Genomic DNA, 6,754 nt, shown 5'->3' on the forward strand with positions numbered 1-6,754 from the left:
ATTTTTAATCTTTAGTTCATCTTTCACCTTTGCCAAAGTTCGCAACTTTGGCAAAGGTGAAAGGTTAAATATAAGACCAAAATCTATTCAATCATCCATTCCTGGATTTTATTGAGGGAAAGGTTTTGCTGATGAAAATCTTGATATGCCTGCTTTCCTCCAAACCAACTTAAAACGGCATCTCTCTCCAAGCGTGTTTTTCGCTCATCAGTAAAACTTAAAAAAGAAGAATGAGGATAAGCAGCGAGGTCATTAACAAATCCATGCAACACGGGGTTTGCATGTATATAATAAATCAGTCGGGTAAAATATAGCTCACTATCTACTCTTTTTCTGTGAAATGGTTTTTCAAAGAGGGTGCCTGTTCTACCATATACCTTATTGAAGCTTTGCGTATAACAACTAAAAAAACGGGCAAACTGACGGCTTACTACTTTATCCATACTATGGAGACCAAGGTTGACCTTAAGTTTTTCTGTAAGTATATACTCTTCTAAGCTCTCTTGAGCACGTACTCTTATCAGAAGATGAAAATGATTCCCTAGCAGGCAGTACGCAAAAGTTTCTGCAACTGGATCAATAAATAAAGCGTACTTCTCAAGAAAGAATCTGTAGTTTTCTTCTTTGAGAAATATAGTTTCACCGTTTATGCCACGGTTGTACACATGGTAATAATCTCCTGGAAGAAGCGGAATTTCATGCTGTTGCATCTTTGACGATATGTAAGTTGTCTTCAACAGCGTAGTGACAAAAATTATACTCAAATAAAACTTATGAAAATGAGTAAATCAGCAGTAATAGATATCAAGAAGCTGGGCTTTCCCTGGGAAACCAGCGACCCTTTTTTGTTTTGTGTGCATCATGAAGATGCTTACCCCCGCGGAAATAAAGACATGGGTCCTTCTGCCTCACTGGCAGGTAGAAATATTGGTCAGGATTTTAATGGTAAAGATGGCTGGAGCATGTATCATGGTTCTAAAGTTCCCGGCTTTCCAGCCCACCCGCATGTAGGCTTTGAAACTGTGACTATCGTTCGTCAGGGCCTGATTGACCACTCTGACTCACTAGGAGCCGCTGGTCGTTTTGGCGATGGGGATGTGCAGTGGATGACCGCCGGAAAAGGCGTGCAGCACTCAGAAATGTTTCCTTTGTTAAAAGAAGATGAAGATAATCCGCTGGAACTTTTCCAGATCTGGCTCAATTTACCCAAAGCCAAGAAGAAAGCCGACCCTCACTTTGCAATGCTCTGGGGAGATACCATTCCTAAGTATAAAGCGAAAGACGAAGAAGGAAGAGAAACCAGCGTAGCCATAGTTGCCGGTAAAATTGGCGACTTACAGGCTCCTCCACCAGCACCAGACTCCTGGGCCGCTGATCCTGAAAATGAGGTAGCGATCTGGAATATCCGTATGGAAGCAAATGCCCAATGGACATTACCGGCTGCCAAAAGTGCGGTGAACCGTACGCTTTATTTCTTCAAAGGCAGTACCATTGAGGTAGATGGGCAGGAAGTTTCTTCCTACAAATCTATTAAGCTACAGGCCGATCAGGAGGTGAGCCTGAAAAATGGCGATACAGAAGGTCATCTGCTTTTATTGCAGGGAAAACCAATCAATGAGCCGGTAGTGCAGTATGGCCCTTTTGTAACCAACAGCAATGCGGAAGTACAGCAAATCATGCAGGAGTTTCAGCGCACACAGTTTGGCGGATGGCCCTGGCCTTCCCATGAGCACGTACATGCCCGCAACCAAGGGCGCTTCGCCAAGTATGCCGATGGAAAGGTGGTGGAAAAGTAACATACTTGCTTCCTTTATTTATTAAATATTCCCAGGGTCCAAACTCTGGGATTTTTTTATCTATACTTCTCTCCAGTACTTAGGATTATTTCACTTTTATTAAACTAAATAAACCAAACATGCAACAACAAAAGTGTTATTATCGTAAAAGATAGTATTACTATCAAATTAAATAATAAAGCTATGATTTTATCACCTTTTGTTCACCATATATTAGACGGAAAGCAGGAAGAAAAAGCGCTGGCACCTTTACAGCCAATAGCCATGAAAAGATATAGACAAACAAACACCCTTGCGGATATGTCAGTCGGCAGAATACGACGATGGAGCTTACCCTTCCGACGTCCTTTTTCTATATAGCTTATTCAATAAACCAAAATTTGATTACCGATGAAAACTTGTATGTTGACTTACAGCAAACTCATACTGGAAAAGGTAAGCTTCAGTAAAGAGTTGTACGAACGAGAGTACAGAAAAGCCCTCAGAAAGCTTTCTGAAAGTGAAGCACGACAGTTAAAAGAGTGGGCTAATAACAAGAATAAAAGGTTAGCCAATAAATCGGTATCAATGGTGAGTTAATTTGCTATCAACTTTGCCAAAGCTCAAAACTTTGGCAAAGTCATGTTACCTTTTCGCTTCGGCTTCTATTTCCACCAGATAACCTTCGCCTACCAATTTGGCCTGTACCAATGTATTAGCCGGCTGAATATCTTTGAAACGTTCTCCGTGTGCCCGCGCCACTGCTTCCCAATCGTTGATATCATTTACAAATATTCTGGTGCGGTCTACATCTTCTAAGCTACCACCTAAAGATTCTATAGCTCCCTGAATTTTGTCAATTACAAAGTGGGCTTGCGCTGCCGCGTCTTTTCCACCAATCATACGACTACCATGGGTAGCAGTAGTGCCTGAAACGAGAATACGGTCACCACTACGCACTGCCCTGCAATAGCCTGCCATATCTTCCCAAACCGTACCACTAAATATTTTCTTTCTTCCCTGATGCCCATCTACCGCTTCAAATGGAGCAGGAATACTTTCCAGATGATCGCTCAGGTCGCCGGAAGCAGTAAGAAAAGGAGGTTTACGATACTCATCTCCACAGCCGCCGGGAATAGGAGAGAGTGCCGATTGTGCTTCCTGAATTGACTGCAAATCTTCCGTATCCAGCTGGATATCAAAAATACGCTGGTTCTCCGCGATGTGCTCACTTTTACCCAGACGAGCACCCAGAATAATACCGCCTACCGCTGGTTGATTCAGCATAAAATTACTGCTGATATTGGCGATGGAAGCCTGGTGTTTCTCTGCTACCTGATTTACCACTTTGAGCAAATGCTGAAATTTCTTCCAGCCACCGGCAGCATTTACGAATCGCTTATACTTCATTTGTGACCAGGTCTTCAGTTCTTCCATCTTAGGTTCGGGCTTGTCCAGCCACTTCTCCGATAGAAAACCACCTGCTACAGTGCCAAAAGCTAATAGTTTTACGTCATACTGCTCACAAACCTCTGTCATGCTTTGTGCAGCCCGCTGGTCTATGAGCGAGTAACACACCTGATTGGACACAATTTCAATACCGCTGCTCACCGCTATTCTCAAATGAGCAGCATCAAAATTGGTCAGACCGATATGGCGAATCAGGCCTTCTCCTTTTAGCTCCTGCAAGCAGTACAGACAGTCCAACCAGTTGGGGTCGGCATAGTTCCAGGCATGAAACTGCATGAGGTCAATCGTTTCCAACTGCATCCGGCTCATGGCTTTTTGTACCGCCTCCCGCACGTCCTCCTTAGTAGTAGGCCCTGGCTTGGGTACCCACTTGGTCAGGAGTTGTACTTGCTCACCTGTTGCTTGCTGCTTTTTAAAAGTACCGCTGATAATCTCCGCCGACCCATAATGATCAGCCATATCAAAAGTAGTGAAGCCTGCTTCTACATAGGGTTGCATAGCTTTAGCAGTTTCCTCAGGATCAAGCGTAGTTCCGTCTTTTTCCATATCGGCTATTTGCCACAGGCCGGTCAGCACGCGGGAGATTTTCAGGTCGGGAGCGAGTTCGCAGTATCTTTGCATTTATTCGGGAGGAAGCTTGGTAAATAATTGCCGGGTGTTTAATCCCTGCTTTTTTAGTGACGCTAATTTTACGAAAAATATGATGGAAGCCAAGCTCATCACAATAAGCCAGATGGGAGTAGAATGAAAATACCAGGCCTCCGCTTCACTGTTCATATCTTTCCAAGTATGGATGATCAGAAAAGCCGACAACATCAGCGTACCTGTCCATCCTAAAAATCGCTGCATACTCCGTTTTCGGATGACCGTAATTTCCCCAGCCAAATCAGGATTGACGTGAGGAAGGCGCAGTAGTGTAATGCACATCAGCAGAAAATTCACCATCATGGAAGTGACCATAATGTCTATGCCTAAGAAGAAGTCCCCGGCAAAATGGCTGCCCAAAATACCAATACTGGCCATGATACCACTTACAAAAAGTGCAATATGAGGTGTATGCCAGCGGGGATGTACTTTAGCTACTTTTTTGGGGAAAATACCATCTTCTGCCCAGGCAAACATCAGGCGGGATACTGAAAGCAGCATGGCCGGCAGGTCGTTGATCAGGGCGATGGCTGCTCCCGCTACTATGGCTACCGCCAGGCTGGAAGGAAGTACATAGCTTAGCATACCCGGGGCGGTAATGTCTTTCTGCATCGCTTCTTCAGCTACAAAAGACCAGGGCACCGTGTGATAAACTGCTGCTGTGAAGAGGAAGTAAAAACTTCCTACCACCGTGATCGCCAAAGCGATTGCCAATGGCAAGGTGCGCGATGGATTTTTGGCCTCACCCCCTGCCTGGGCAATGGAATCAAAACCGATAAAGCTGGAAAACAGAAGAGCAGAAGCCGCCAGAAATGTGCTGAGGTTAAATCCAGATGACGGTATTGCTTCATGCACTCGTCCTTCTTTGGCTAAGAGTCCGGTGGTAAAATCCTGCTGATCAAATGAGAAGCCTGCTATGATGACGATCGCTCCCAGTCCAAACATCAGGAACATGAGAGGAATTAAGGTGCGCTCGTAAGAACGTGCGCCTCTGATATTTACCCCAACAAAAATCCACAGCAGCAGCAAAGCAAGACTTACCCTTATCCATCCTCTGTCCAATAAAGTAGCGGTCTCTGTCCATTCCAGACTCAGGGCGATATCTCGGATAAAAGGAATAATGACATAGGAGACCACTCCGATGACGATGGATAAGCCGAACCACTGAGAGAAGCTGGCAACGAAGCCTAAGTAGGGATTCAATCCCCGGCTGGCATAGATATAACTTCCTCCGGCACGGGGCATAGCTGAGGCCAGAATGCTATAGGAAAAAGCCGCAAAGATGGCGGGGACAGCGGCAAAAAGAAAAGCAGGAAGCACATAAGGGCCGATGCCCGGAACATTCCGCTGGATCATAAAAGGCACTACATTGATAGATGCCCCTAGCATGGAGCAAATTCCTGTAGCGGCCAGGCCCAGCAGTCCCATCCTTCTTAGCAATCCACTTTGTGTAGTTATTTGTTGGGAAGTATTGATCATAGAGGTGCGAAAATGCAACATTTCGTGCAATATTGCTATTAGCTGAATTGATTGAATAAAAAATTGAAACGTAGTGCTAAATGCGGACACATTACAAATGCGCCCGAGTGAAGACTTGAAAGAAAGGGCATTTAATGTTTTGTATACTTTTGAATCAGTTGGTTCAGCTCCTTTGCTAGCTGTTCATACTCCTCCTGATTCTGAATACTATGAGAGTAAAAGCCAATGACAAAAGATTGTGGCTCTGTGAGTAAAGCCTGGGTCTGCGGTCCTCTGCCAAAGCCAAATACTGTCATTCCATCTTTACTATTCACCCCTTGGTCACTGTTGCCCATATAACTTATTAAATCTGTATGCCCATCTGCTTTTAATTGTAACATGTATAACACCCCTTCTACCTGCTGATGACCGGTATACATCCAGCGATACTGCCCGAAGCTTGCTGTACCCTTAGATAAATCGGGAAGTTGGATTGTAGGCCCGATCAGGGTGGAGTCTTTTGAATCATAGCCGAAATAATAATGCTGAGGAGCATACTTACCTCCCGGTGTACCTTCATACAAAAACCAATAGGGCTGCTGCGGATCTATTTTCTCAATCTGTAAAACTGCATGATCTTTATAAAAAGTCCAGCGCCATCTCCACTTCCCACTCTTACTTTCCGTCACAATCTGATCATTTCTTTTTTTAAAGCTTATACACTGATCAAAACCAGGATGCCCGGCACCATCATCTTCCGATCGGAAAACCAGATTGGGCAGACCACGATAAGAAGAAGCCGCTGAGGCAGGGTATTCATTCCAGGGTTCTTTCTTAAAGCTTATCCAGTCATTTCCCTCCTGATCCATCATACGGGAGAAGCCTCCCCCTGCTTTGTCGTAATAATAAGTGGCCAATGGTGTGTGTATGATAAAGTGGGGTCGTTCCTCATGGTGGCCTTCTTCTATCCTGATATTATCCTGAGCATACAGAAAATTTAAATGGATGAGAGCAATCAAAACCTGGAGGCTGACATAAACTATTTTAGGCTTTTGCATAGCATAAAATAGTGGATGAACTCGATAAAAGAGAAAGTTTTAGAAGAGTTTTTAAAACTACGAAACCACATTAGCTACATATTCGGAAGGCGTCTGTCCGTATTGCTTGTGGAAACTCTTGGTGAAATAAGAAGGATCGTTGAATCCAACTGCATAAGCTACTTCTGCAATGCTGCCTGAATCCTGGGTCAGCAATTCTGCTGCTCTTTTCAGGCGCATCATCCGGATAAAGTCACCCGGAGACTGATTGCTCAGGGCTTTGAGCTTACGATAGAGTTGTACCCTGCTCATGCCCAAGGCTTTACCCAAGCTTTCAACGCCGAAAGTAAAATCTGCCATATGCTCCTC

The 6,754-nt window shown here is 44.4% G+C and carries 8 protein-coding genes; 3 read left to right on the plus strand and 5 right to left on the minus strand.

Translation table 11 applies throughout. From position 1 onward, the window contains the following. Nucleotides 1-83: 83 nt before the first annotated feature. Entirely contained in the window at nt 84-710 is a 627-nt protein-coding gene (locus WJR50_RS19000; RefSeq protein ID WP_341294893.1) for a hypothetical protein, read from the minus strand. Nucleotides 711-779: 69 nt separating this feature from the next. Between WJR50_RS19000 and WJR50_RS19005 the strand changes: the two genes are divergently transcribed. The 3 genes from WJR50_RS19005 (at nt 780) to WJR50_RS19015 (ending at nt 2,375) form a co-directional block, all read left to right on the plus strand. Next, entirely contained in the window at nt 780-1,796 is a 1,017-nt protein-coding gene (locus tag WJR50_RS19005) for a pirin family protein (RefSeq protein WP_341294894.1), read from the plus strand. A 183-nt stretch (nt 1,797-1,979) separates the two neighbouring features. Next, nucleotides 1,980-2,156: a hypothetical protein gene (locus WJR50_RS19010; protein WP_341294895.1), complete on the plus strand. Its 177-nt coding sequence runs from the start codon at nt 1,980-1,982 to the stop codon at nt 2,154-2,156. A gap of 30 nt (nt 2,157-2,186) precedes the next feature. Then, nucleotides 2,187-2,375: a hypothetical protein gene (locus tag WJR50_RS19015; RefSeq protein WP_341294896.1), complete on the plus strand. Its 189-nt coding sequence runs from the start codon at nt 2,187-2,189 to the stop codon at nt 2,373-2,375. A gap of 45 nt (nt 2,376-2,420) precedes the next feature. Here the strand turns inward: WJR50_RS19015 and WJR50_RS19020 are convergent, their stop codons facing one another. The 4 genes from WJR50_RS19020 to WJR50_RS19035 all read right to left on the minus strand — a co-directional run. Beyond that, complete coding sequence (locus tag WJR50_RS19020; RefSeq protein WP_341294897.1) at nt 2,421-3,866, minus strand: aldo/keto reductase; 1,446 nt, start codon at nt 3,864-3,866, stop codon at nt 2,421-2,423. Then, the gene (locus WJR50_RS19025; RefSeq protein WP_341294898.1) at nt 3,867-5,390 is read right to left on the minus strand and encodes an APC family permease; all 1,524 of its coding nucleotides are present in this window, start codon (nt 5,388-5,390) and stop codon (nt 3,867-3,869) included. A gap of 110 nt (nt 5,391-5,500) precedes the next feature. After that, nucleotides 5,501-6,406: a hypothetical protein gene (locus WJR50_RS19030; protein WP_341294899.1), complete on the minus strand. Its 906-nt coding sequence runs from the start codon at nt 6,404-6,406 to the stop codon at nt 5,501-5,503. A gap of 57 nt (nt 6,407-6,463) precedes the next feature. Further along, on the minus strand, nt 6,464-6,754 hold a 291-nt coding region (locus tag WJR50_RS19035), incomplete at its 5' end, for a helix-turn-helix domain-containing protein (RefSeq protein WP_341294900.1).

This window comes from Catalinimonas locisalis (genome assembly GCF_038039535.1).
GTDB lineage: Bacteria > Bacteroidota > Bacteroidia > Cytophagales > Cyclobacteriaceae > Catalinimonas.